Genomic DNA, 22954 nt, shown 5'->3' with positions numbered 1-22954 from the left:
CAACGACGGTCGTGGTTACACGCCGATGCACAGGTATTTGATTTCCAGGTAGTCATCGATGCCGTACTTGGACCCTTCGCGGCCCAGGCCAGAGGCTTTAACACCGCCGAATGGCGCGACTTCGTTGGAGATGATCCCGGTGTTGATACCGACGATGCCGTACTCCAGCGCCTCACCCACACGGAACACCCGGCTCAGGTCGCGGGCATAGAAATAGGCCGCCAGGCCGTATTCGGTGTCGTTGGACATGGCGATGACTTCGTCTTCGTCCTTGAAGCGGAACAGCGGCGCCAGCGGGCCGAAGGTCTCTTCCTTGGCCACGGCAGCATGCTGGGGCACGTCGACCAGAATGGTCGGCTCGAAGAAGGTGCCGCCCAGCGAATGCGGTTTGCCACCCGCCACCACACGGGCGCCCTTGGCAACGGCATCCTCGATGTGCTCCTGGACCTTGGCCACGGCCTTGGCGTCGATCAGCGGGCCGGTGGTGATGCCGGCTTCCAGGCCGTTGCCGATGTTCAGGCGCGCGACTGCCGCCTTGAGCTTGTCGACGAAGGCGTCGTAGACGCCGTCCTGCACATACAGGCGGTTGGCGCAAACGCAGGTCTGGCCGTTGTTGCGGTACTTGGAAACCAGGGCACCTTCGACGGCTGCATCCAGATCGGCATCGTCGAACACGATGAACGGGGCATTGCCGCCCAGTTCCAGGGACACTTTCTTGATGTCCTTGGCGCATTCGGCCATCAGTTGGCGACCGATTTCGGTAGAGCCGGTGAAGGTCAGCTTGCGTACGATCGGGTTGTGAGTGAGTTCGCCGCCCACTTCACCGGCACTGCCGGTGACCACGCTGAGTACCCCCTTGGGAATGCCGGCACGCTCAGCCAACTCAGCCAGGGCCAGGGCCGAGTACGGCGTCTGCGAAGCAGGCTTGAGCACCATGGTGCAGCCGGCGGCCAACGCCGGCCCGGCCTTGCGGGTGATCATCGCCGAGGGGAAGTTCCACGGGGTGATCGCCGCGGTGACGCCAATCGGCTGCTTGATCACCATCAGGCGCTTGTCTGGCTGGTGGCCGGGGATCATGTCGCCATAGACACGCTTGGCTTCTTCGCCGAACCACTCCAGGAACGAAGCGGCATAGGCGATTTCGCCTCGGGACTCGACCAGCGGCTTGCCCTGCTCGAGGGTCATCAGGCGCGCCAGGTCTTCCTGGTTCTGCATCATCAGTTCGAACCAGCGGCGCAGGCGATTGGCGCGGTCCTTGGCAGTCAGGGCGCGCCAGGCCGGCAAGGCCCGTTCGGCGGCTTCGATGGCGCGGCGGGTCTCGGCAGCGCCCATCTTCGGCACATGGCCGATCAGTTCGCCGGTGGCCGGGTTGTTCACCCTGAGGGTCTGGCCGCTGTCGGCATCGACCCAGGCGCCATCGATGTAGGCCTGCTGGCGGAACAGGCTGGAGTCTTGCAATTGCACGCTAGTCTTCCTCTGCTGGGATGGCGGTGGCGGCACTTCAGCCGGCGGCCCGCTGCGGGTTATCGGGGATACGGGCCGTCAGCCGGGTGCCGGTGGCGGCGAGCTGTTCGCGTACCTTGTCGACGATGTGCGCGCCAATCGGGATCGCCGACGTGGCCGCTGGCGACGGGGCGTTGCACACGTTCACGCTGCGTCGGGTGTTGACGAACAGGAAGTCATCGATGAGCTTGCCGTCGCGGGATACCGCCTGGGCGCGGACACCCGCCGGATAGTCGGTCAGGTCGGCCTTGGTGATGCTTGGGCAGTACTTCTGCACCTGCTTGAGGTAGCCGCCCTTGAACAGCGAGTTCTTCAGCTCGATCAGCCCCGGACGCAGGTTCTTCGCCAGCACCTTGAGAATGCCTGGCGTGGTGAGCGTCTCGAACAGGTCGGGCAGCGAGATATCGGACTTGCGATAGCCCTCGCGCTTGGTGGCCAGCACCGCGTTGGGGCCGACGGTGACGGTGCCGTCGATCATCCGGGTCAGATGGACGCCGAGAAATGGCATCGACGGGTCCGGGATCGGGTAGATCAGGTGGTTGACGATCTGGTTGTGCTGCTTGGGCAGCAGGTAGTACTCGCCACGGAACGGGCAGATGATGAAGCTGGGTTCGATGCCCAGCATGCGCACCACACGGTCGGCCATCAGCCCGGAACAGGTAATGAGGAAGCGCCCACGGAACTCGTCGGCCCCCGCACGCACCACGACCTGGTCGGCATGTTCCTGGAGGCCCTGTACCTGCGCGCTGTAGCGGATCTCGCCGCCTGCCGCCTGGAACTCGCGGGCCATCGCGGCAGTGACTTCGGCATAGCTGACGATGCCGCTGGAGGGCACGAAGATACCGCCGATGCCGACGATATTCGGTTCACGTTCACGCAGTTCGGCCGCCGACAGCCACGAGCGTTCCAGGCCATTGGCAGCGGTACGCTCCCACAATGCCTTCATGCGCTCCATTTCCAGGGCATTGGTGGCCACCAGCAACTTGCCGCACTCGTCGTAGCGGATGGCGTGCTTGTCGCAGAAGGCCTTGGTGGCTTTGTTGCCCTCCAGGCAGAAACGTGCCTTGAGGCTGCCGGGGGTGTAGTACACACCGGCATGGATCACGCCGCTGTTATGGCCAGTCTGGTGACGGGCAGGCCCGGACTCTTTCTCCAGCAGGAGCATCTTGGCGTCCGGGTAGAGCTGAATCAGCTGCATGGCTGTGGACATGCCCACGATACCGCCGCCGATGATGATGAAATCGTACACAGCCATTACCTCTTTACCGGTGGCGCGCGGCGCCAGCCGGTGGTTTTGTTTCGGGCACGACGAAGGGCCGCCCCCTGGGCAGCCCTGCAGCGTTGGAAGGGTTACTGGCCGCGCTGGTACAGCGGCTTTTCGTAGCTGATGTAGCCTCGCTGGCGCATCAGCTCACGGCGCAGGCCGTCATGCGGCGTGAAGCGGTCGCGGCCGTGCAGCCAGAACAGGTTGTTGATCAGCAGGAAGCTGCCGACCGGCACTGGCACCGACAGCTTGCGCTCGCTGCCTTCCAGCGACTCGGAAAGCGCATTCAGCCAGATGCCTTCCTCGAAGTTTTCGGGCTGCACGAACTGGTCGATGTAGCGCATGGTCGGGCGGCCCACGGCGTCGGTGTCGAACACGGCGTGGAACACGTCCTCGCTGACCTTCTTGCTGGGCGGCGCGGTCCAGCGCATTTCGCGGCGAGCCATAGGGTGACGGAAGAACGACTCGCACTGCTCCCAATCATCCAGGTGCAGCAGCAGCGAGTTGCCGCCTTCCATGTTCTTTTCATCGATCTTGAGCATCAGCACGTAATCGGTGATCTGGTTCACGAAGGTGCCGTCGTTGTGCAATTCCATCACCCGGTGCGGCTGGCGCAGGTAGCTGTCGGAGTTGTCCGTGTTGACCACCACGAAGCGGGCATAGAACTGACCGCTCATGGCGTCGTAGTTGGAACGACCCACCAGGTGCGCGCAGGCGGTGGTGAACTTGACCATGTCCTCGGCCTGGCTCACATCGTCCAGCCCCTGCGGTGTGATCAGCATGCCACCGGTGGCACGGTCGAGCAGGCCGTTCAGCAAGACCGGGCGCAGGGTGCCTTCGCACAGCTCATCGAGAATCTGGCCAACGCGAAAACGCAGGAAGGACTTGTACTCCAGCGCCTGCACGGGCCATTCGGCCACGGCCTTGACGAACGCTTCCACCGTTTCGCGGGCAAACACCACTTCCAGCAGGCGTGGCGACTGTTCGGACGGTTTGACGGAGAAGCCCCGGGTTTCCAGAGGCATCGGCAGCACGGGTTCCTCGATCTTGGTGAAGGCGTTCATGGCGGTTTCCTGGCAGAGAGGTTCGAAGGCAGTGCCCGGATCAGGTGGGCACGGCAAAAATATCGCCACAAAAGCAAAATGTCTACATTTTTATAAAACGATAACAAAACGCTCGTTTGTCCATTGTTTCTATCTGAAAAGACGTTTCGGTATGATTTGCAAAACGTTTTGAGGACAGCACCTTGGAAGCACACGCCCCACGGCAGAACTCGGCCTTCAGTGGGTATGAGTGGCTCAAGCAAGACATCATCCGCGGCCTGTTCAAACCGGGCGAAAAGCTGCTGATGAGCACGCTCAAGGAGCGCTACGACCTGGGCGTCGGCCCACTGCGCGAGGCCCTGTCGCAATTGGTGGCGGAAAAGCTGGTGGTTGCCATCAGCCAGAAGGGCTACCGGGTGGCGCCGATGTCGCTGGACGAGATGGAAGATATCTACGATGCCCGCGCCAACCTCGAAGCCATGATCGTTGGGCTGGCCATCGAGCGTGGCGATGACGCCTGGGAGGCTTCGGTGCTGGCGCAGTCGCATACCCTGGCCAAGGTCATGGAAGTGAAGACCCGTGAACAGCGTCTGGACGTCTGGGACCAGCGCCACAAGGCGTTCCATACCGCCATCGCGTCAGGCTGTGGCTCGAAGCACCTGCTGCAGGCGCGCACCTACCTGTTCGACCAGGCCGAACGTTACCGTCATCTGTGGCTGACCCATACGGTGTTTTCCGAGCAGGCTCTGGAAACCAAGCGCCAGGAGCACGCGGCACTGGTCGAGGCGATTCTCGCCCGTGATGCCGCCCGTGCCAGCACGATGATGCATGCGCACTTGATGACCCCGGTGCCAATCATCGCCCAGATCATGCGCGAGCAAGGCTGAGGAAGAAGCGACGCCCGGGCATCGCCCCTAGACGCCGCGTCGGTCCGCAGCGTGGCCTGAAGCTGCGTTTGGGGCCGGTGTCGTCACCCTTTCACGCACACCACCTGACGCAAAGTGTGCACCACCTCCACCAGCTCCCGCTGGGCCAGCATCACCGCGTCGATGTCCTTGTAGGCCATGGGGATCTCATCGATCACCTCCTTGTCCTTGCGGCACTCCACATGCGCGGTCGCTCGCCGCTGGTCTTCGACGCTGAAACGACGCTTGGCCTGGGTGCGGCTCATGACCCGCCCAGCACCGTGGCTACAGGAGCAGAACGACTCCTCATTGCCCAGGCCACGTACGATGAAACTCTTGGCGCCCATCGAGCCGGGGATGATGCCCAACTGCCCCTTCTGCGCCGAAACCGCCCCCTTGCGCGTCACCAGCACCTCGCGGCCGAAATGGTGTTCGCGCTGCACATAGTTGTGGTGACAGTTGACGGCTTCCAGGCGGGCCTCGAAGGGCCGCCCCAATACCTGCCGTGCGGCGGCGACCACTGCGTGCATCATCAATTCGCGATTGCGCCGGGCGTAGTCCTGGGCCCACTCGACCGCCTCGACGTAATCGGCAAAATGCCGGCTCCCCTCCTCGAAGTAGGCCAGGTCCTTGTCCGGCAGATTGGCCAAGTGCTGACGCATGTCGGCCTGGGCCAGTTCGATGAACAGGTTGCCGATGGCATTACCGACGCCGCGTGAACCGCTGTGCAGCATGAACCAGACCTGGTCGGCCTCGTCCAGGCACACCTCGATGAAATGATTGCCGCCGCCCAGCGTCCCCAGGTGATGGCGGTTGTTGGTCTTCTCCAGGCGAGGGTACTTGTCGGTGATCGCCTTGAAGCGACCTGCCAACCCACGCCACTGCTGGTCCGCAGAAGTGGGAACATCATCCCAGGCGCCTTGGTCGCGACGACCGAAGGTCTTGCCGTGGGGCACCGCTTTCTCGATGGCGCTGCGCAGACCGTGCAGGTTGTCCGGCAGGTCCCGGGCGTGCAGCGAGGTACGGGCAGCGATCATGCCGCAGCCGATATCCACACCTACCGCAGCCGGGATGATCGCACCGACGGTAGGAATCACACTGCCAATGGTCGAGCCTTTGCCCAGGTGCACATCGGGCATCACCGCCAGATGCTTGAAAATGAACGGCATCTTCGCCGTGTTCAGCAATTGCTGGCGGGCTTCGTCTTCGACCGGCACGCCGTCGGTCCACACCTTGATCGGCTTGCCGCCAGCGACTTGGAGAATGTCCATGATGTCGTTTTCCAAAAGACCCTGGCCGCATGATACCGCCGAAGGTCGTAGCCTGCCGGGTTGCCAGCGGGGTGGCACGGTGCTGTATGCTTGGGCGGTCTTCAGGGCGGGGTGAAAGTCCCCACCGGCGGTAAATCGAAAGATGAGCCCGCGAGCGCCCCGGCCATGCCGGGGGTCAGCAGATCTGGTGCGACTCCAGAGCCGACGGTCATAGTCCGGATGAAAGAAGGCGTCAGGCAGGGGCCGTTCGGGCGCCCCCGTGCACGCGTTTTGTTCGCCCCGAGACGTTCATCGATCATTCACGAGGAGCGTTTCATGTCCCCTATGCTGCAACAGCAATTCCCCAACGTATCCGCCGCCATCGCTGCCTTCCAGGCCGGTCGCCCCGTTTTGCTGCTTGACGATGACGACCGCGAGGACGAAGCCGACATCGTCGCCGCTGCCGAGAACCTGTCGTTACAGACCATGGCCATGATGATTCGCGACTGCAGCGGCATCGTCTGCCTGTGCCTGGACGAAACTACCGTCGACGCCCTGCAGCTGGCACCGATGGTGCAGAACAACCAGGCACGCCACGGTACCGGTTTCACCGTCAGCATCGAAGCCGCCGAAGGCGTGAGCACCGGGGTTTCGGCCCAGGACCGCATCACCACCATCGAAGCGTGCTTGCGCTCGAGCGCCGAACAGCGCCACATCGTCAGCCCCGGCCATGTGTTCCCGCTGCGCGCACGCAATGGCGGGGTGCTGACCCGCCGTGGGCACACCGAAGGCTCGGTGGACCTTGCGCGTCTGGCCGGGTTGCGCCCGGCAGCAGTGCTGTGCGAGCTGATGAACCCTGATGGCAGCATGGCCAGGGGCGAACAGGTGGCGGTGTATGCGCGGCAATACAATCTACCCGTGCTGACTATTGAAGAGCTGGCGCGGTACCGCGAGGCGATGCTGGTGCGGGAAGCGGAAATGGTGTGATTGCCTGCAGGCGCTCGCCTTGAGCGCAGTGGCGCAGCGGATCGCGAGCTAGGCTCGCTCCTACCGGTTGGGTTACCCCCTCCCTGGACTGAATCGACCGTAGGGGCGAGCCTTGCTCGCGATGCGCCGCGCACGCGGCGCTCGATTTCACAGACACCACAGAAATCATGCCTACCCCAAAGAACCTGGCCCGCCACACAAGTTTGCTCCCCCCGCCCTGCTCTGCTAGTGTCGCGCCGTTCTGAACACCACCGAGACAGTCGCCATGGCCCGCAAAAAAGCCTCCATCGATTTCGAACAATCCCTCGCAGACCTGCAAGCGCTGGTCGAGCGCCTGGAGAACGGCGAATTGTCGCTGGAAGAGTCGCTGGCCGCCTTTGAACAAGGCATTGCCCTGACCCGTGATTGCCAGGGGGCGCTGGCCCAGGCCGAGCAGAAAGTACAGATCCTCCTGGAGCGGGACGGCGAGCTGGCCGCCCAGCCCTTCGATGCGGAGCCAGAAGCATGATCAGCGCTTACCAGGCCAGCAGCCAGGCCCGTGTCGACGCCGCGCTCGAACCCCTGTTCGAGGCCCCGTCCAAAGAGCTCGAACGCCTCTACGCAGCCATGCGCTATAGCGTCATGAACGGCGGCAAGCGGGTACGCCCACTGCTCGCCTATGCTGCCTGCGAAGCCCTGGGTGCCCCGGCCGAACAAGCCAATGGCGCGGCCTGTGCGGTGGAACTGATCCATGCCTATTCGCTGGTGCACGATGACCTGCCGGCGATGGACGACGATGACCTGCGCCGTGGCCAGCCAACTACCCACAAGGCCTTCGACGAAGCCTGCGCCATCCTTGCGGGCGACGGCCTGCAGAGCCTGGCCTTCAGCGCTCTGCTCGACCCGCGTCTGAGCCCCCAGCCAGACAGCATCCGCCTGGCGATGGTGCAAACCCTGGCCAAGGCAGCCGGGCCGGCTGGCATGGTCGGCGGCCAGGCCATCGACCTGGGGTCGGTGGGCCTGAAGCTTGACCAACAGGCGCTCGAATTCATGCACCGGCACAAGACCGGCGCGTTGATCGAAGCCAGCGTACACCTAGGCGCCCTGGCCAGCGCCCGCGCCGAGCAAGCACAGCTCGATGCCTTGAAAACCTATGCACGAGCCATCGGCCTGGCATTCCAGGTGCAGGACGACATCCTCGACGTGGAAAGCGATACCGCCACCCTCGGCAAACGCCAGGGCGCCGACATAGCCCGTGACAAACCGACCTATCCGGCCTTGCTCGGCCTGGACGCGGCCAAGGCCTACGCGCTGGAGCTGCGTGACCAGGCGCTGGCCGCGCTCGATGGTTTTGGCGAGAACGCCGAGCCACTCCGGGCGCTGGCACGCTATATCGTCGAGCGCCGCCATTGATCGGGGCCGCTTCGCGGTCCATCACCGGCACGTTTCACCGCAGCATTCGTAGGCGCCGGCTTGCCGGCGATGGGCTGTAAAGCAGCCCGAAGCGACCCCGACCCAATGGGCAGCTTTTCCCACAATGGGGTAAACTGCCGCGTCTTCACACCTATAACGACTCGCCTGATGCCCACGACGTTTCAAGAGATCCCCCGCGAACGCCCGGTCACGCCGTTGCTCGACCGCGCTGACACGCCTGCTGGCCTGCGCCGGTTGGCCGAAGCCGACCTGGAGACCCTGGCCGACGAGTTGCGCCAGGAGCTTCTGTACACCGTTGGTCAGACCGGTGGGCATTTTGGCGCCGGTCTGGGCGTCATCGAACTGACGATTGCCCTGCACTACGTCTTCGATACCCCGGATGACCGCCTGGTGTGGGACGTCGGCCACCAGGCCTACCCGCACAAGATTCTCACCGGCCGTCGCAACCGCATGCTGACGCTGCGCCAGAAAGATGGCATCGCCGCCTTCCCGCGCCGCAGCGAGAGCGAATACGACACCTTCGGCGTCGGCCACTCCAGCACCTCGATCAGCGCCGCCCTGGGCATGGCCATTGCCGCACGCCTGCAGAACGACCCACGCAAGTCGATCGCGGTGATCGGCGACGGCGCACTGACTGCCGGCATGGCCTTCGAAGCGTTGAACCACGCCCAGGAAGTCGACGCCGACATGCTGGTGATCCTCAACGACAACGACATGTCGATCTCGCGCAATGTCGGCGGCCTGTCCAACTACCTGGCCAAGATCCTCTCCAGCCGCACCTATTCGAGCATGCGCGAAGGCAGCAAGAAGGTGCTGTCGCGCCTCCCAGGCGCCTGGGAAATCGCCCGCCGCACCGAGGAATACGCCAAGGGCATGCTGGCCCCCGGCACCCTCTTCGAGGAATTGGGTTGGAACTACATCGGCCCGATCGACGGCCATGACCTGCCGACCATGATCGCCACCCTGCGCAACATGCGTGACCTCAAGGGTCCACAGTTCCTGCACGTGGTGACCAAGAAAGGCAAAGGCTTCGCCCCTGCCGAAGCCGACCCGATCGGCTACCACGCCATCACCAAGCTGGAACCGGCCGACAAGCCGGCCGCACCGAAGAAAGCCAGCGGCCCGAAATACTCCGCGGTGTTCGGCCAGTGGCTGTGCGACATGGCCGCCGCCGACAATCGCCTGGTAGGCATCACCCCAGCGATGAAGGAAGGCTCGGACCTGGTCGCCTTCAGCGAACGCTACCCGGAGCGCTACTTCGACGTAGCCATCGCCGAGCAGCATGCCGTCACCCTGGCGGCGGGCATGGCCTGCGAAGGCGCCAAACCGGTCGTTGCCATCTACTCGACCTTCCTGCAGCGCGCCTACGACCAGTTGATTCACGATGTCGCCGTGCAGAACCTCGACGTACTGTTCGCCATCGACCGCGCCGGCCTGGTCGGCGAAGACGGCCCCACCCACGCAGGCAGCTACGACCTTTCGTACCTGCGCTGCATCCCCGGCATCGTGGTGATGACCCCAAGCGACGAGAACGAGCTGCGCAAGATGCTCAGCACAGGCCATCACTACAACGGCCCGGCTGCCGTGCGCTACCCGCGTGGCACAGGACCGAACGCACCGATCAGCGGCGATCTCGAGCCCCTGGAAATTGGTAAGGGCGTGGTTCGCCGCCAGGGCGAGAACGTCGCACTGCTGGTATTCGGCGTGCAGTTGGCCGAAGCCCTGCAAGTGGCCGAGCAGATCAACGCGACTGTGGTCGACATGCGCTTCGTCAAACCCCTGGACGAAGCCTTGGTCCGCACGCTGGCTGACAGCCATGAACTGCTGGTGACCATTGAGGAAAACGCCATCATGGGCGGGGCCGGTGCTGCCGTGGGCGAGTTCCTCGCTCGCGAGGGCGTGGTGAAGCCGCTGCTGCACCTTGGCCTGCCCGACCTCTATGTCGAGCACGCCAAGCCCGCCCAAATGCTGGCCGAGTGCGGCTTGGATGCTGCCGGCATCGCAGCGTCGGTCAAAGCGCGGATGAACAAGCTCGGCCTGTAAAGCGCGTCGCTCCGAGCGCCAGGTTTCAATCTGGCGCTCGGGCCTCCAGCAGTGCACACAGACGCTTGGTGGCGTCGATCATCTGCCCGCTGGGCCGCTCCAGGCCCTTGTCCGGCACTACCAGCAAGCGCTTCCCCGCCACGGCACGCAGTCGCGGCCAGGCTTTCCAACGGGCCAATTGTGCCCAATCGCCGGCCAGAATCACCTGAGGATCACGTTGAAGCACCGCTTCCACGCTTATCTGCGGAGCAGGCAGGTTAATATCGTCGAACACGTTCCGGGCCCCGCATACGGCCAATGCGTCACTGATGATCTGCGTTGCACCCACTGTATAGAGCGGCGTGTCCCACACCTGGTAGAACACGCTTACCGGTTGCTCGCGCCGGTAGCGCTGGCGCAACTGCTGTAAACGATCACGAAGCAGCGCCCCATATCGCAGCCCTTGCTCGCCACGGCCAATACGTTCGGCTATCGCCTCGATCTGCTCGATAAGCTGGTCAAGGCTGTGGGGTTCGGCACTGAAGGTCTCGATGCCCAATCGCTTGAGCTGGGCTTGTTGGGCTGGCGACACGCCTGAGGGCCATACCAGCACCAGGTCGGGCCTGAGGCTGAGCAAACGCTCCATGTCCAGTTGCCCGTGGCGCCCCACCGAGGGCAAGGCACGTAGACCCGCTGGCCGCTCGCCGCCATCCAGTACGCCAACCAGCAGGTCATCGGCCTGCAGTTCGAGCATGATGTCGGTCATCGAGGGTGCCAGGCTGATCACCCGCAGCGGTTCCTGCGCCCGGGCACTGCACGCCAGCAGTACCAACAGGCAGAGGAAAATGCGCATCAGCCCAACTGACGCGGAATACGGTAGAGGTAGAGCAGCACCACGGTCGACAGCGCCAGGAGCACCTGCGGCACGGCTTCCAGGCCCACCAGTACCGACAGCGCCGCGACCCAGGCAGGAAAACAGGCGTACAGCATGGCCCACCGTCGCACACGGGCCAGCTCGATCCAGGCCGCAGGCTCTTCAGCCGTGCCCAGCGCCTTGGAAGTGGCGATCAGGGAGCGCTTGTAGGCGCCAAAGCGCGGTAGGCTCAGGAACATGGAAGCAGCACCGGCGATGAACAGCGGCATCGCCAGTACCGGGATCAACGCATCGCCGCCGCCGAAGGCCCAGGCCATGACCGGCAGCGGCACGAGGCCCACCGCCAGGTATTGCCACCAGGCCAACGCCAGACGCCGCTTCACCTCGCCACGTGTCACGCCTGAGGCACCTCACCCTGGTGCTTGTTGCCCATCATGTGGCCGAGTTTATCGGCCTTGGTCGCCAGATAAAGACGGTTGTGCGGGTTGTGGCCGGTGTGCAGCGGCACGCGCTCGGCGACCTTGATGTTCATGTCGGTCAACGCCTTGACCTTGCGCGGGTTGTTGGTCATCAGACGCAGCGATTTCACGCCCAAGTGCTCAAGCATCGGCAGACAGATACCGTAGTCGCGCTGGTCGGCGGCGAAGCCCAGACGCTCGTTGGCCTCAACGGTATCGGCGCCGCCATCTTGCAGCTCATAGGCGCGGATCTTGTTGAGCAGGCCAATGCCACGGCCTTCCTGGCGCAGGTACAGCAGCACCCCGCGCCCCTCACGGGCGATAGCTTGAAGTGCGGCCTCCAGTTGCGAGCCGCAATCACAGCGCTGGCTGAACAGGGCATCACCGGTCAGGCACTCGGAGTGCAAGCGCCCCAGCACCGGCTCGCCATCGGCAATGTCACCCAGGCTGAGCACGACGTGCTCTCGGCCAGTGGCTTCATCGAGGAAGCCATGCATGGTGAAGATTGCAAAAGGAGTCGGGAGTTTCGAGGCGGCAACAAAGACGACGGGCACGTTGTGCTCCTGGATAAGTTTGAAATTTCACGTGAGCCGATTGTATCAGCAGGTTGGCGGCTGTGCGCTGGCTGAATATCGTGGCTTAAGATCGAAAAGTTCGATGCTTGAAATGCTCACGGGCGGGTCGCTCTCCAGTGGCGACAGCCGCGCTATTGCGGCTTGCTGTCCGGGGTGAATGGATACGGCTGCTTCCAGTGCTCGAAGATGGGCTTGAGTTCGCCACTTCGCACCAGCTCCGCCATTCGCCTGTCGAATACCCTGATCAGCGCCTTGGCCTCATCGCTGCGGCCAAAGGCCAGGTACAGCGGCAGTTCGGCCACATGGGTACGGCGGAAGCGCTCAGGCTGCGGCGCCTGCTCCAGCACATAGTCCACTTCGGTCAGGGCATCGATGTAGAAATCCACACGGTCGTGCTCGAGCATGGGCAAAATGCCTTCGCGCCGCTGGATCTCGCGGAATCTGCGCACATTTGGCAGGTAGTTGCCGTAGTCGTAGCCACGGACCCAGGCCAGGCGATACTGGCCGACGGTGTCCAGCGTCGGCGTGGGCTTGCTGGTCAAGCCAAGGGCATAGATATGGTCCATATCAAAATGCCAGCTCGGGTACAGGTTGTCGTCGTTCTCCTGCTTGTAGGAGCCGACCCAGGCGTCGGCTGCGCCGCGCTTGACCAGCCCAACCGCCCGGCTGTAGGGCGCACTTTGCACCTGGACCTTGATGCCGGCGGGCTCGAACACCTTGCGCAGTACATCCCATGCCACGCCGGTGCCGTCGGCATTGGTGTAGTCGAGCCACTGCTCGCTCACCAGCCGGATCTGCCTGGGCAATTGTTCGGCCACCGCGTTGCCCGCCCACGTGGCGAGAGTCAGCATCATTGCCAGCAGCATCGTCCTAATGGCCATTCGCGTACTCCCTGTCAGGCCACCACCCACACCAGAACCTGCATGCCCAGCCAGGCGAATACGCCAGCCAGGATATCGTCGAGCATGATCCCCACACCGCCGTGCACATGACGGTCGATCCAGCGGATCGGCCACGGCTTGAGGATGTCGAAGAAGCGGAACATCAAGAACCCCGCCAGCAGCCACTGCCATCCTTCAGGCACCAGCCACAGGGTGATCCACATGCCGACCATCTCATCCCAAACAATGCCCTCATGGTCATGCACACGCAAGTCATTGGCGACTTTGCCGCACAACCAGAAGCCAAACAGCATGGTAATGCCCAGCAGCAGCCAGTAGCCCCAGTCCGGTAGCATTTGCCACAACGGAATGAACGGCAAGGCCACCAGCGAACCCCAGGTACCCGGTGCCTTGGGCAGCGTGCCGGAACCGAAGCCGAAGGCGATGAAGTGCCACGGGTTGCGCCAGACCGATGGCGGAACGAACTCCGCTGGCACCTGGTTGGGGTGGTCGGTCACGGTGTCTCCCTAAAATGTTGATAACCCCGCTGCACGGGGGTGATGTCTCGGCCCTGCGGATCACGCAGCGTCACGCCTTCGCCCTCGAGCACCCGGCCGATGATGTGCACCGCTACACGGCCCTGCAGGGATGAAAGCGCCTCGGGCGGCAAGGTGAACGCCAGCACATAGTCGTCGCCACCGGTGAGCGCCGCTCGCCGCGCTGCGTCCTGGCCAAGGAAGGCCTGCAAAGCAGAAGACATGGGGACCTGCTCCAGGTTCACCTCGATCGCGACACCGGAGGCCTTGGCGATATGCCCGCAATCGGCGAGCAGGCCATCGGAAATGTCCAATGCCGCCGTCGCGTGCCCCCGCAGCAACTGCCCCAGTTCGAGCTGCGGCATCGGCGACCAGTAATGGCCCAGCAACGGCGCTGCCAGCTCGACCGGCGCCACACGCTCGCCCAGTACCAGCGGCAAGGCACCTGCAGCGTTACCCAACGCTGCGCCGACGCACAGCACATCACCCGGCCTTGCGCCACTGCGGCGCAGGGCCTGGCCAGCAGGCACACTACCAAACACGGTCACGGTGACGCTCAAGGGGCCTCGTGTGGTATCGCCGCCGATCAGGCTCATGCCGCAACGATGGGCCATGCGGCTGAGGCCTTCGGCAAACGCCGCGAGCCAATCAGGGCCTACATCGGGCAAGGTCAGGGCAAGGGTGAAGCCGATCGGCTTTGCCCCCATGGCCGCCAGGTCGCTGGCTGCCACCGCCAGCGAACGCTGGCCGAGCAGGCAAGGATCGCAGACAGCGGGAAAATGCACCCCGGCGACCAGCGTGTCGGTGGACACCGCCATTTGCTCGCCTGGGAAAAGGCTAAGCAGTGCGCAGTCGTCGCCAATGCCCAACACCACACCTTCGCCGCCTTGCGCACAGGACGCAGCAGCGAAGAAGCGGTTGATCAGCTCGAACTCACCCATGGCCCGACAGCGCCAGGATCAGCGCTTGTTCGCCTTGACTTCTGCTTCACGCAGGATCGGAGCGAGCTTGTCCAGCACGCCGTTGACGAACTTGTGGCCGTCAGTGGCGCCAAAGACCTTGGCCAGTTCCACGCCTTCGTTGATCACCACGCGGTACGGTACGTCGACGCGCTTGATGAACTCCCAGGTGGACAGGCGCAGCACGGCCAGCTCGACCGGGTCGAGCTCTTCCAGTGCCAGGTCCAGGCAAGGTGCTAGGGCGTTGTCGATCTCGCCCTTGATCGCCGGAACCCCGTGCAGGATTTCGCGGAAGTAGGCGCCGTCGACATCGGAGAAATCGTTATCGACCCGGAACTGTGCCTCGATCTCGTTCAGCGAATGCTGAGCCATGTGCCACTGGTACAGGGCCTGGGTCGCGAGCTTGCGGGCTTCGCGGCGCTTGGCGCTCTTCGATGGCTTGCCGGCATCCGCAGGTTTTGGATCGCGCGGGTTGAAACGATCGCTTTCGTCGCTAATCACTTGGCCTCCAACTGCGCCAGCAGGCTGACCATTTCCAGTGCGGACAGGGCAGCTTCAGCACCTTTGTTACCGGCCTTGGTGCCGGAACGCTCGATGGCTTGCTCGATGGAATCGACGGTCAGGACGCCGAAGGCGACCGGTACACCGAACTCCATGGACACCTGGGCCAGGCCCTTGGTGCATTCGCCCGCCACGTATTCGAAGTGCGGGGTACCGCCACGGATCACTGCGCCCAGGGCGATGATCGCGTCGTATTCCCCTTGCTGGGCAACTTTCTGAGCCACCAGCGGGATTTCGAACGCGCCCGGGGCACGGATGATGGTGATGTCGCTTTCGCTGACGCCATGGCGAACCAGGGCATCGACTGCACCGCTTACCAGGCTTTCGACGACGAAGCTGTTGAAGCGGCCAACCACCAAAGCATAGCGACCTTTGGGGGCGATGAAGGTACCTTCGATGGTCTTCAGGGTCATTCCGATGTTCTCATCTTCAAGAGCGAGGCCGCGCGCAGGCGGCCTCGGGAGGGTTTGGACTCGAGCAGAAGGGCGTCAATGCCGCTTCAAGTCACTCGGAGGGCACGTATTCTACAACTTCCAGATCGAATCCGGATATCGCATTGAACTTCATCGGCGAACTCATCAGGCGCATCTTGCGCACGCCCAGATCGCGCAGGATCTGCGAACCGGCACCCACGGTGCTGTAGGTGGTCGGCGCCTTGGCCGGCACATCGCCTGCACTTTCGCGGATGTGGGCCAGCAGCACATCGCCGTCCAGCGGGTGGCCCAGCAGCAGCACCACGCCACTGCCCGCCTCGGCCACCGCGGCCATGGCCGCACGCAGGCTCCAGCGGCCCGGCTGCTTGACCATCAGCAGGTCGCGCAGCGGATCCATGTTGTGGACCCGCACCAGGGTCGGCTCTTCGGCGCAGATCTTGCCCAGGGTCAGGGCCATGTGCACGTCACCTTCCACCGCGTCGCGGTAGGTGACCAGGTTGAACTGGCCCAGCTCGCTCTCGATTGGCTGCTCGGACACACGCTGCACGGTGCGTTCATGGATCATGCGGTAGTGGATCAGGTCGGCGATGGTGCCGATCTTCAGGCCGTGCTCGGCGGCGAACACTTCCAGCTCGGCGCGACGCGACATGGTGCCGTCGTCGTTCATCACTTCGCAGATCACACCGCTAGGCTCGAAACCGGCCATGCGCGCCAGGTCGCAGGCCGCTTCAGTGTGGCCAGCACGGGCCAGGGTGCCGCCCGGCTGGGCCATCAGCGGGAAGATGTGGCCAGGGCTGACGATGTCTTCGGCCTTGGCGTCCTTGGCGGCGGCAGCCTGCACGGTACGCGCGCGGTCGGCGGCGGAGATGCCGGTGGTGACACCTTCGGCGGCCTCGATCGACACGGTGAACTTGGTGCCGAAGCCCGAGCCGTTGCGCGGCGCCATCAGCGGCAGCTTGAGCGTTTCGCAGCGCTCGCGGGTCATCGGCATGCAGATCAGGCCACGGGCGTGCTTGGCCATGAAGTTGATGTGCTCGGGTTGGCAGCACTCGGCGGCCATGATGATGTCGCCTTCGTTCTCACGGTCTTCGTCGTCCATGAGGATGACCATTTTTCCCTGGCGGATGTCTTCTACCAGTTCTTCGATGCTGTTGAGCGCCACTCGGCACCCCCTTCTCAATCAGGATTTCAAGAAGCCGTTGGCGGCCAGGAAGCTTTCGGTAATGCCACTGCCCTTGCTCGGCTCGGCAGCCTTGTCACCCAGCAGCAGACGCTCCAGGTAACGGGCCAGCAGGTCGACCTCAAGGTTGACCCGACGACCTGCACGGTAGTCGGCCATGATGGTTTCGGACAGGGTGTGCGGGACGATGGTCAGCTCGAATTCGGCGCCATTGACCTCGTTGACCGTCAGGCTGGTGCCGTCGACGGTGATCGAACCCTTGTGGGCGATGTACTTGGCCAGCTCCTTCGGTGCACGCACGCGGAACTGGATAGCGCGGGCGTTATCGCTGCGCGAAATGATCTCGCCGACGCCGTCGACGTGGCCACTGACCAGGTGCCCGCCTAGGCGGGTGGTCGGGGTCAGGGCTTTCTCCAGGTTGACCTTGCTGCCGCTCTTGAGGTCGATGAACGCGGTGCGCTTGAGCGTCTCGACGCTGACGTCGGCCCAGAAACCGTCGCCCGGAAGCTCGACGGCGGTCAGGCACACGCCGTTGACGGCAATGCTGTCACCGAGCTTGACGTCACCCAGGTCGAGCTTGCCGGTCTCGACGTAGACGCGCACGTCGCCGCCTTTCGGGGTCAAGCTGCGGATGGTGCCGATGGATTCGATGATACCGGTGAACATGGGGTCTTCCTCAGGAACGGGTTGCGCAGGGCAAGCCCGGCATTATACGCCGGGCGGCGGCAAGGGGATGGCCGTGACCCGCCAGTCATCGCCCACAGCACGCATTTCAGTGATCTTCAGTCGTGGCGCCTCGCTCATTTTCGCCAATGGCCAGTCCAGCAGAGGGCGGGCCTGGGAGCCGAGGAAGGTACCGGCGACAAACAATTGGTACTCGTCGATCAGTCGTTGCCGGGCGAAGGCGCCAACCAGGCCGGCGCCCGCCTCCAGCAGGATCTCATTGACGCCGCGGGCAGCCAAGGTGCGCAGCAGTTCGGGCAGGTCGACCTGGCCATTCTCGCCTGGCAGGCACAGCAGCTCATGGCCGGCAGCGGCATAACGCGGGTCTTCAGCGACAGCGGTCACCACCAGCGCGGGGCCGGCCTGGAAGAATGGAGCGCTCAGCGGCAGGCGCAGGCGGCCATCGATGAGTACACGCAGGGGTGGCCGGCTCAGGGCCAGGGCGGTGGTTTCGGCATCCAGTCCCAGCTCTTCGCCGCGCACGGTCATGCGGGCATTGTCGGCCAGCACACTGGCGGCGCTGGTCAACACCACGCTGGAGCGGGCGCGCAGGCGCTGTACCGCCGAGCGGGCGGCCGGGCCAGTGATCCATTGGCTCTCGCCACTGGCCATGGCGGTGCGACCATCCAGGCTCATAGCCAGCTTGACCCTGACGAACGGGAGCCCATGTTCCATGCGCTTGAGAAAACCGGGGTTGAGCGCCCGCGCTTCGCCTTCAAGCACACCGCTGGCGACCTCGATACCCGCCTCGGCCAGACGGCGCAGGCCTTGTCCAGCCACTTGCGGGTTCGGGTCCTGCATGGCCGCCACCACCCGGGCGACGCCTGCATTGACCAAGGCCTCGGCGCACGGCGGGGTGCGGCCATGGTGGCTGCAGGGTTCGAGGGTCACATAGGCACAGGCACCACGGGCACGTTCGCCAGCCTGGCGCAGGGCATGCACCTCGGCATGCGGTTCGCCGGCGCGCACATGCCAGCCCTCACCCACCACCTCGCCGTCACGCACGATGACGCAGCCCACCCGTGGGTTGGGGTGCGTGGTGTAGGCGCCCTTGCGGGCCAGTTCCAGGGCACGGGCCATGTAATGGGCGTCGAGGATCGCGGTCTGGCTGGGCATGCTTACTCTTTAGCTGGCTCGCGGGCCAGTCGGTCGATTTCTTCGCGGAATTCGTCGAGATCCTGGAACCGCCGGTAGACCGAGGCGAAACGGATGTAGGCGACTTCGTCGAGCTTGCGCAGCTCGGCCATCACCAACTCACCCACGACCAGTGACTTGACCTCACGCTCGCCGGTAGCGCGCAAACGGCTCTTGATGTGCGCCAGCGCAGCTTCCAGGCGCTCGACGCTGACCGGACGCTTTTCCAGCGCGCGCTGCATGCCGGCCCGCAGCTTCTCTTCATCGAAGGGCTGGCGCGTGCCATCCTGCTTGATCAGCCGAGGCAGCACGAGTTCGGCGGTTTCGAAGGTGGTGAAACGCTCGCCGCAAGCGACGCATTCGCGCCGGCGACGCACCTGTTCGCCCTCGGCGACCAGGCGCGAGTCGATGACCTTGGTGTCGTTGGCACCGCAAAAGGGACAGTGCATGGTGGCAGGCAACAAAAAAAGGGAGGGCCATGGTAGCGCATTGCACTGGCAAGACAAGCCAAAGGGGTTAACATCCATTCAATTCTGCCCGTGAAGGACGACCCCATGCATCTTCGAGCGCTCGCCGTGCTGTGCTGCGCCGCCCTGCTCGCCGCCTGCAGCAGCGAACGGCCCAAGACCGAACAGCCCCCCGCGCCCACACCGGCCAAGGTGACGAAAAAGGCCGAACCACTGGGTCCGTTGCCGGCCTACCAGCGTGAATTGAGCGGCACCTTGCTGGACATTCCTGCCGGCGCCGACGTCGAACTGGCCTTACTGGTGATCGACGAACGTGACCGTCCACAACAGTTGTTGGCCAGCAGCACCCTGACAGGCACCGGCCAGGCCCTGCCTTATCAACTGCGCTTCAACCCCGAAGTCTTTCCCACCGGCGCGCGGGTCGAGCTGCGCGGTCGAGCCAGTCAGTCCGGGCAACTGATCCTGCACCTGCCGCCGGTGCGCATCACCCAGGCGCAAACCCAGGCCACCGGCCCACTGCGTTTCAAGAAGGCGCCGTAGATGGCGCCGCAACACCTGCAACAGGCCCTGAGCGGCCTGATCGGCGAAGCGCGCCTGATCGTCAGCGAACTGCCGGGTTGCGAGCTCAAGCTCTGGCTGATCGACGAGCAGAACATGGACCGCGCCTTCAGCAGCGAGGAAACCCGGCGGATCCTCGAAGACCCGCCCTATTGGAGCTTCTGCTGGGCCAGCGGCCTGGCCATGGCCCGCTACCTGGCCGAGCGGCCTGAGTGGGTGGCAGGCAAGCGCGTGCTGGACTTCGGCGCAGGTTCAGGCATTGCCGGGATCGCTGCCGCCCGTGCCGGCGCCCTGGAAGTGGTCGCCTGCGACCTCGACCCATTGGCACTGGACGCTTGCCGCGCCAATGCCGCACTCAATGGCGTCGAGCTGGGCTACAGCAGCGATTTCTTCGGCGAAGACGACCGCTTCGACCTGATTCTGGTCGCCGACGTGCTCTACGACCGCGCCAACTTGCCTCTGCTGGACGCCTTTCTGGGGCGGGGCCGACAGGCGCTGGTGGCCGACTCGCGCGTGCGCGACTTCAGCCACCCGCTGTATCGCCAGTTGGGCGTACTCGAAGCCCTGACACTGCCAGACCTGGCCGAGCCGCACGAATTCCGCAGGGTCAGCCTGTACCACGCCAGTCGCGAGCCTTTATAGTGAGCCCATTGACCGATTTGCGAGAGTTACGATGAGCCAGGAAACGCCGTATATCTTCGATGCCACCGATGCCACCTTCCAGCAACTGGTCATCGAAAATTCCTTCCACAAGCCGGTGCTGGTCGATTTCTGGGCTGAATGGTGCGCGCCCTGCAAGGCACTGATGCCGTTGCTGGCGAAGATCGCCGAGGGTTACCAGGGCGAGCTGCTGCTGGCCAAGATCAACTGCGATGTCGAACAGCAGATCGTTGCCCAGTTCGGCATCCGCAGTTTGCCGACCGTGGTGCTGTTCAAGGACGGCCAGCCGGTCGACGGCTTTGCCGGTGCCCAGCCAGAATCGGCGATCCGCGCCATGCTCGAACCGCACGTGCAAATGCCCGCCGCACCGACGGCCTCCCCGCTGGAACTGGCCAAGGCGCTGTTTGCCGAGAGCCGCTTCGCCGAAGCCGAAGCGCAGCTCAAGCAACTGCTGGGTGAAGACAACAGCAATGCCCAAGCGCTGATCCTCTATGCCCGCTGCCTGGCCGAGCGCTGCGAGTTGGGCGAAGCCGAAGTGGTGCTTGACGCGGTCAAGACCGACGAGCACAAGGCCGCACTGGCCGGCGCCAAGGCCCAGCTGACCTTCCTGCGCCAAGCGACCAGCCTGCCAGAAGTCGCCGAGCTCAAGAGCCGACTGGCGCAGAACCCGCAGGATGACGAAGCCGCCTACCAGCTGAGCATTCAGCAACTGGCACGTCAGCAGTACGAAGCCGCCCTGGACGGGCTGTTGAAGCTGTTCCAGCGCAACCGTGGTTACGAGAACGGGTTGCCGCAGAAGGCGATGCTTCAGGTGTTCGAGTTGCTGGGGAGTGACCATCCATTGGTTGGCGTTTATCGTCGCAAGTTGTCGGCGGCGATGTTCTGACCTGCACCGCACCCGAAAGGCAGGGGCAGATAGCGCAGCAGCTACCTGCCCTTCACTTTTTTGACATCAGCCACCATTGCGCATGGCCACGAATTCAGCGGCTGTCAGCATCGGCACGGGAATGATGATCACCGCGAACTGCATGTAGATCGGATCACGGTGAATTGCCTGTACCACGCTAAACCTGTTGATGACGCCAGGCGTGAAAATGCCGTCCGACACTTTCCCGTCCCCTGCCAGCACTTTCCAGTCGGTAAGTTCCGGCGCTACCACGGTTTCTCCGCCCCCCCACGGCTCATAACAGAACGTCATCTGCAGTTTGCCGCCGACAATGGCGAGCTTGAAGTAATGAGTCGGTTTGGCATTGAGCACGACAATGGTCGAGTAATAGGGAAGTAGCGTGAAGCCCGTTATAATTCGGACAATATCAACGGGATTTCTTTTCAACGAAGTATGCAACGCTGCATCCTTACGGGTGAGCGGACTTTCCCCGTAGATCACATCGCCATCGCCCTGCGGGACGTAAGTGCACGTGCGGCCGTCAGGAACAAGCTGCCCTATAGTTTCCGAAGCAAACTGCCAGACCGGTGTGCCAAGGTTGACTGTGTTTAGCACCAATCGCTGGCCGACACTCCCCGCAGGGACGATACGGACCAAAGGATTCACATGCGAAGAATAAGCGGCATTCTCTGTCGCGAATGCATCAGCACCCTTGACCTGCAAGTCAACCAATCTGGCTTCAGCAACCGTATTGCCCGGAGCCCCCCAAATCATCCCGGCAAACTTCACATATCCACGAGGGAATAGTATTTGGGCAAAGTGCTCGAAATCTAGCCCGTAGTAACCTGCCTCGGGAATGTTTCTGACATCCAGGTAGCACTGACCTAATAGACTCTCGTCCGTAACCGATACTTCGTCGCGCCCGGTGTTCCTACTGCCAGGAAATGACCCGTTGGCCTCATCAGAACTGGCGATATACATTACAAGCTGGCCTTCAACGCTTCGCAGATGGAAACGTAGATCCTGCATCAACCATCGCCCGTAGCTAACATCCGCGGTCTTGGGCAGCACAACATTTTTTTCACCCGCAGGAAGGTTGGCGAAACGAATCTTGAATGGCAGGCCCGCCTCTGTGTCGCGCCCTTGCCCTCCCAATAATCCGACAGAAAAGTCGGAACCCTCCGTCAGCGTAAAGACGGCGTTATCGTTGTATTTATAGGTCCCGACGCACTGGTCCAGCTTGAAGGTCTGAAACAGCGCCATGCGCTCATTCCGGCTGCCGGCAACGACCTCAAACAGCTCAGCCTGATTCGCCCCCGACGCTCTCTGAAACTCGTAGCTGGTGTAGGACACAAAACGCCTTGTCACATTGATCGAATCACCATTGCCGGTTGGAAACTCCAGCAGTGGACTGCCCAACACACAGCATATCCTCAGCCAGCCACTGGGGCGCTGATGGACAAAATCCAGGGCGTCATTGTTGGCACTGTCAGGCCGACTCTCGTAGTAGCGCAGCAGGAGGGCGTTTAGTTTTTCAACATTGAAAACAAAGTGCATGCGCCAACCGCGCAAGTCGTAATGTTGTCCCGCTTCGTCGATTCCGGTGTCCATGGCAGGCCCTCCTGTTCGAAGACCTACCCATTCGACACCTTCGGACACTCAACATAAACTGGTAATAATG

At 63.3% G+C, this 22954-nt stretch carries 25 protein-coding genes and 1 riboswitch; of the genes, 8 read left to right on the top strand and 17 right to left on the bottom strand.

What is annotated here, in order from left to right; translation table 11 throughout:
• Window positions 1–15: 15 nt before the first annotated feature.
• From gabD to glaH, 3 genes are all read right to left on the bottom strand, one after another.
• Window positions 16–1464 carry an NADP-dependent succinate-semialdehyde dehydrogenase gene (gene gabD / locus C4Q26_RS14790; RefSeq protein WP_104883245.1) on the bottom strand — a complete coding sequence of 483 codons (1449 nt, stop codon included), beginning with the start codon at window positions 1462–1464 and terminating at the stop codon, window positions 16–18.
• 37 nt (window positions 1465–1501) lie between these two features.
• Complete coding sequence (gene lhgO, locus C4Q26_RS14785) at window positions 1502–2752, bottom strand: L-2-hydroxyglutarate oxidase (protein WP_041925759.1); 1251 nt, start codon at window positions 2750–2752, stop codon at window positions 1502–1504.
• A gap of 101 nt (window positions 2753–2853) precedes the next feature.
• The gene (gene glaH, locus C4Q26_RS14780) at window positions 2854–3831 is read right to left on the bottom strand and encodes a glutarate dioxygenase GlaH (protein ID WP_027907548.1); all 978 of its coding nucleotides are present in this window, start codon (window positions 3829–3831) and stop codon (window positions 2854–2856) included.
• A gap of 182 nt (window positions 3832–4013) precedes the next feature.
• Here glaH and csiR point away from each other — a divergent pair, with 182 nt between their 5' ends.
• Window positions 4014–4697: a DNA-binding transcriptional regulator CsiR gene (csiR, locus tag C4Q26_RS14775; protein ID WP_023382578.1), complete on the top strand. Its 684-nt coding sequence runs from the start codon at window positions 4014–4016 to the stop codon at window positions 4695–4697.
• A gap of 83 nt (window positions 4698–4780) precedes the next feature.
• On the opposite strand, the gene C4Q26_RS14770 is transcribed toward csiR, so the two are convergent.
• A complete protein-coding gene (locus C4Q26_RS14770; protein ID WP_104883244.1) occupies window positions 4781–5986 on the bottom strand; it encodes an RtcB family protein in 1206 nt (401 codons plus the stop codon).
• A 93-nt stretch (window positions 5987–6079) separates the two neighbouring features.
• Window positions 6080–6221: riboswitch (FMN riboswitch) on the top strand.
• Window positions 6222–6301: 80 nt separating this feature from the next.
• Here C4Q26_RS14770 and ribB point away from each other — a divergent pair.
• The 4 genes from ribB to dxs all read left to right on the top strand — a co-directional run bounded on the left by ribB (window position 6302) and on the right by dxs (window position 10408).
• Window positions 6302–6952 (top strand): 3,4-dihydroxy-2-butanone-4-phosphate synthase, encoded by a 651-nt coding sequence (gene ribB / locus C4Q26_RS14765; protein ID WP_104883243.1) that lies wholly within the window; start codon window positions 6302–6304, stop codon window positions 6950–6952.
• Between the two features lie 265 nt (window positions 6953–7217).
• Complete coding sequence (locus C4Q26_RS14760; RefSeq protein ID WP_011531978.1) at window positions 7218–7460, top strand: exodeoxyribonuclease VII small subunit; 243 nt, start codon at window positions 7218–7220, stop codon at window positions 7458–7460.
• Window positions 7457–8344, top strand: coding sequence for a (2E,6E)-farnesyl diphosphate synthase (gene ispA / locus C4Q26_RS14755; RefSeq protein ID WP_023382581.1), 888 nt, complete (start codon window positions 7457–7459; stop codon window positions 8342–8344). The genes C4Q26_RS14760 and ispA overlap by 4 nt, the downstream gene beginning before the upstream one ends.
• 168 nt (window positions 8345–8512) lie before the next feature.
• Entirely contained in the window at window positions 8513–10408 is a 1896-nt protein-coding gene (gene dxs / locus C4Q26_RS14750; RefSeq protein ID WP_023382582.1) for a 1-deoxy-D-xylulose-5-phosphate synthase, read from the top strand.
• A gap of 25 nt (window positions 10409–10433) precedes the next feature.
• Here dxs and C4Q26_RS14745 read toward each other — a convergent pair whose 3' ends face one another.
• The 12 genes from C4Q26_RS14745 to nrdR form a co-directional block, all read right to left on the bottom strand.
• Window positions 10434–11240: a cobalamin-binding protein gene (locus tag C4Q26_RS14745; RefSeq protein ID WP_104881192.1), complete on the bottom strand. Its 807-nt coding sequence runs from the start codon at window positions 11238–11240 to the stop codon at window positions 10434–10436.
• Entirely contained in the window at window positions 11240–11659 is a 420-nt protein-coding gene (locus tag C4Q26_RS14740; protein ID WP_104883242.1) for an MFS transporter, read from the bottom strand. Before C4Q26_RS14740 ends, C4Q26_RS14745 begins: the two co-directional genes overlap by 1 nt.
• Window positions 11656–12273, bottom strand: coding sequence for a GTP cyclohydrolase II (gene ribA, locus C4Q26_RS14735; RefSeq protein WP_023382585.1), 618 nt, complete (start codon window positions 12271–12273; stop codon window positions 11656–11658). The genes C4Q26_RS14740 and ribA overlap by 4 nt, the downstream gene beginning before the upstream one ends.
• Before the next feature lie 152 nt (window positions 12274–12425).
• Entirely contained in the window at window positions 12426–13175 is a 750-nt protein-coding gene (locus C4Q26_RS14730; RefSeq protein WP_023382586.1) for an ABC transporter substrate-binding protein, read from the bottom strand.
• Window positions 13176–13189: 14 nt separating this feature from the next.
• On the bottom strand, window positions 13190–13693 hold the full coding sequence (locus tag C4Q26_RS14725; RefSeq protein ID WP_023382587.1) for a phosphatidylglycerophosphatase A: 504 nt from the start codon (window positions 13691–13693) through the stop codon (window positions 13190–13192).
• Complete coding sequence (gene thiL / locus C4Q26_RS14720; RefSeq protein ID WP_104883241.1) at window positions 13690–14652, bottom strand: thiamine-phosphate kinase; 963 nt, start codon at window positions 14650–14652, stop codon at window positions 13690–13692. Before thiL ends, C4Q26_RS14725 begins: the two co-directional genes overlap by 4 nt.
• Window positions 14653–14670: 18 nt before the next feature.
• Window positions 14671–15171: a transcription antitermination factor NusB gene (nusB, locus tag C4Q26_RS14715; protein ID WP_023382589.1), complete on the bottom strand. Its 501-nt coding sequence runs from the start codon at window positions 15169–15171 to the stop codon at window positions 14671–14673.
• Window positions 15168–15644 carry a 6,7-dimethyl-8-ribityllumazine synthase gene (ribE, locus tag C4Q26_RS14710; protein ID WP_008092356.1) on the bottom strand — a complete coding sequence of 159 codons (477 nt, stop codon included), beginning with the start codon at window positions 15642–15644 and terminating at the stop codon, window positions 15168–15170. Before ribE ends, nusB begins: the two co-directional genes overlap by 4 nt.
• 91 nt (window positions 15645–15735) lie before the next feature.
• The gene (gene ribBA, locus C4Q26_RS14705) at window positions 15736–16827 is read right to left on the bottom strand and encodes a bifunctional 3,4-dihydroxy-2-butanone-4-phosphate synthase/GTP cyclohydrolase II (protein WP_023382590.1); all 1092 of its coding nucleotides are present in this window, start codon (window positions 16825–16827) and stop codon (window positions 15736–15738) included.
• Between the two features lie 18 nt (window positions 16828–16845).
• Window positions 16846–17511, bottom strand: coding sequence for a riboflavin synthase (locus C4Q26_RS14700; protein ID WP_003255399.1), 666 nt, complete (start codon window positions 17509–17511; stop codon window positions 16846–16848).
• Between the two features lie 42 nt (window positions 17512–17553).
• Window positions 17554–18684, bottom strand: coding sequence for a bifunctional diaminohydroxyphosphoribosylaminopyrimidine deaminase/5-amino-6-(5-phosphoribosylamino)uracil reductase RibD (gene ribD, locus C4Q26_RS14695; RefSeq protein ID WP_104883240.1), 1131 nt, complete (start codon window positions 18682–18684; stop codon window positions 17554–17556).
• Window positions 18685–18686: 2 nt separating this feature from the next.
• Window positions 18687–19151 (bottom strand): transcriptional regulator NrdR, encoded by a 465-nt coding sequence (gene nrdR / locus C4Q26_RS14690; protein ID WP_008092351.1) that lies wholly within the window; start codon window positions 19149–19151, stop codon window positions 18687–18689.
• A gap of 105 nt (window positions 19152–19256) precedes the next feature.
• Here nrdR and C4Q26_RS14685 point away from each other — a divergent pair, with 105 nt between their 5' ends.
• From C4Q26_RS14685 to trxA, 3 genes are read left to right on the top strand one after another with little or no spacing between them, the layout of a single operon-like run.
• Window positions 19257–19709, top strand: a complete 453-nt coding sequence (locus C4Q26_RS14685) for a YbaY family lipoprotein (RefSeq protein WP_023382592.1) — start codon at window positions 19257–19259, stop codon at window positions 19707–19709.
• A complete protein-coding gene (locus tag C4Q26_RS14680; protein WP_027907541.1) occupies window positions 19710–20369 on the top strand; it encodes a methyltransferase in 660 nt (219 codons plus the stop codon). It abuts the gene before it with no gap.
• Window positions 20370–20400: 31 nt separating this feature from the next.
• Complete coding sequence (gene trxA / locus C4Q26_RS14675) at window positions 20401–21273, top strand: thioredoxin (RefSeq protein WP_104883239.1); 873 nt, start codon at window positions 20401–20403, stop codon at window positions 21271–21273.
• Window positions 21274–21339: 66 nt separating this feature from the next.
• On the opposite strand, the gene C4Q26_RS14670 is transcribed toward trxA, so the two are convergent.
• The gene (locus C4Q26_RS14670; RefSeq protein WP_023382595.1) at window positions 21340–22884 is read right to left on the bottom strand and encodes a hypothetical protein; all 1545 of its coding nucleotides are present in this window, start codon (window positions 22882–22884) and stop codon (window positions 21340–21342) included.
• Window positions 22885–22954: the final 70 nt, after the last annotated feature.

This window comes from Pseudomonas sp. SWI44, assembly GCF_002947915.1.
GTDB lineage: Bacteria > Pseudomonadota > Gammaproteobacteria > Pseudomonadales > Pseudomonadaceae > Aquipseudomonas > Aquipseudomonas taiwanensis.
Note: the sequence above shows the minus strand (reverse complement) of the source record. Positions and strands in the feature narration are given on the sequence as shown.